Here is a 304-nt window from a genome sequence, read left to right as displayed (position 1 = left end):
CGCCAGCGCACCTGTTGCAGCACGGACGACGCCAACGTGACGAACGTCTGTAGAACGGATTGCGGTACGATAGCGTTACCGTTGGCGTCTGTGCCAAACTGCGGATACACGGCGAGAAAGTCACTCACCGCATAGGGCGGATTGGTGCCCTGACGAATGTTCGATCCGTCTCCAAACGAGTAGAAGTCCATCGGGTCTGACAGCGGCGGATTCATACTCACCGTTACTCACCGGCTTTCGAGCGCCGCGTCGCCGCCTTTTCAGCAGCAATCTCATCCGCTTTCGAGTTCACGACCGTCACCGT

At 58.2% G+C, this 304-nt stretch carries 1 protein-coding gene; it reads right to left on the bottom strand.

Translation table 11 applies throughout. From position 1 onward, the window contains the following. A partial coding sequence (locus QMF38_RS09585; protein WP_281759293.1) for a hypothetical protein occupies positions 1-221 on the bottom strand: 221 nt, incomplete at its 3' end. Between the last annotated feature and the right edge of the window lie 83 nt (positions 222-304).

It is taken from the genome of Alicyclobacillus hesperidum subsp. aegles (genome assembly GCF_027923525.1).
GTDB classification, from domain to species: Bacteria; Bacillota; Bacilli; order Alicyclobacillales; family Alicyclobacillaceae; genus Alicyclobacillus; species Alicyclobacillus aegles.
This window is presented reverse-complemented; position numbering and strand designations above follow the sequence as displayed.